Origin of the sequence: Streptomyces sp. NPDC048361, assembly GCF_040651795.1 — a bacterium.
In the GTDB taxonomy this organism is placed as follows: Bacteria; Actinomycetota; Actinomycetes; order Streptomycetales; family Streptomycetaceae; genus Streptomyces.
In genome coordinates this window covers 63,338-64,866 of sequence record NZ_JBEZKW010000037.1, presented here as the reverse complement: position 1 = coordinate 64,866, position 1,529 = coordinate 63,338, and the positions used below count along the sequence as shown (strand labels likewise).

1 protein-coding gene is annotated in these 1,529 nt (G+C 71.9%); it reads right to left on the bottom strand.

The genetic code is table 11. The features are described from left to right. Positions 1 to 302: 302 nt before the first annotated feature. The coding region (locus AB0D31_RS21680) for a histidine kinase (RefSeq protein WP_362725491.1) at positions 303 to 1,529 on the bottom strand (1,227 nt) is incomplete at its 5' end.

Genomic DNA, 1,529 nt, shown 5'->3' with positions numbered 1-1,529 from the left:
GGTGGACCGGTGCCGGGTGGCCTGGGGTGGACCGGTGCCGGGTGGCCTGGGGTGGACCGGTGCCGGGTGGCCTGGGGTGGACCGGTGCCGGGTGGCCTGGGGTGGACCGGTGCCGGGTGGCCCGGCCCTCAGCCTCACATCATGGCCAGCTCGACCTCGGCCTCACATCATGGCCAGCTCAACCTCGACCTCACACCACGGCCAGCTCGACCTCGACCTCACACCACGGCCAGCTCGACCTCGACCTCACACCACGGCCAGCTCGACCTCGACCTCACACCACGGCCAGCTCGACCTCGGCCTCACACCATGGCCAGCTCGACCTCGGCCGTCAGCTCGAACCAGCCGTCCGGCCGGGGGCCCGCCATCAAGCGGCCATGGACCGCCTCGACCCGTGTCGCCAGGTTGCCGAGCCCGCTCCCGCCGTCCGCGGCGGAGCCGAGCCCCGGCGCCGGGCACGCGTGCAACCCGTCATTGACCAGGGTCAGCCGCACACCCGCAGCCGTACGCTCCGCCCGGATCTCGCAGTGCTCGGCCCTGCTGTGCCGCAGCATGTTGGTCAGGCCCTCGCGCACCATGGTCGCCAGCACCGTCTCCACGTCCCCCGGCAGTTCCCCGCAGTCGGTGTCGACGGTCGCGCGGATCCCCACCCCCGCGAGCATCGCCGTCGCGCTCTGCGCCTCCGCGGACAGGCTCATCCGCTGCCGCCCGTCGGCCACCGTCCGCACGTCGGCGAGGGCCTGACGCGCGATCCCCAGCACTTCGGTCAGCTCCGTCCGCGCCTGTACCGGCCGAGTCGGTGCGAGCCGCCGTACCAGCTCGCACTTGAGCGTGATCGCCGACAGACTGAAACCGAGCAGATCGTGCAGGTCGCGCGCGAAGCGGAGGCGTTCCGCCGTCACCGCGAGACGGGCGATCCCGGTACGGGATCGGTGCAACTCCGAAGCCAGCTGCGCCATCCGGGACAGGCCGAACACCACCAGGGCGCACATCACTGTGTACGCGCCTTCGTACCAGAGGTCCCAGGCCTGGCCGCCCGCCTGGTGGAATGCGATGTCACCGGCCACCGTCACGCCGACGATCAACGGCCACGCGCCCACGGCCGACAGCGACAGAAGCGCCGCACCCCCGACGAAGCCCGGAAGTCCCAGCCAGATCGGGCCGAAGAAGAACCACGGTACGCACTGGAGCAACACCAGCACGGCGAGGGCGCCGTGGCGCAGCCGACGGCCGTGGCGGGCCAGCCGGCTGAACCGCCACTGGAAGGAGACCACGCAGTGGACGGCAAGCGTCGCGAGCATGCAGAGCTCGATGGCCAAGGCCTCGCCGATCGGCGGCAGGTAGGACATGGCGATCACGGAGTACGCGAGGAAGTATCCGACGAAGACCGCGAAGGCGATGGTCGCCGCGGCACGCGGAAGCAACTCACCACGCCCGGCCCCCCGCCCGCACTCGGCCGCATCGGATGCGCCGGAGCCGTCCGCGCCGAAGCTGTCCGTGTGGCGGCCGTCCGCTGCGGAGCAGTCCGC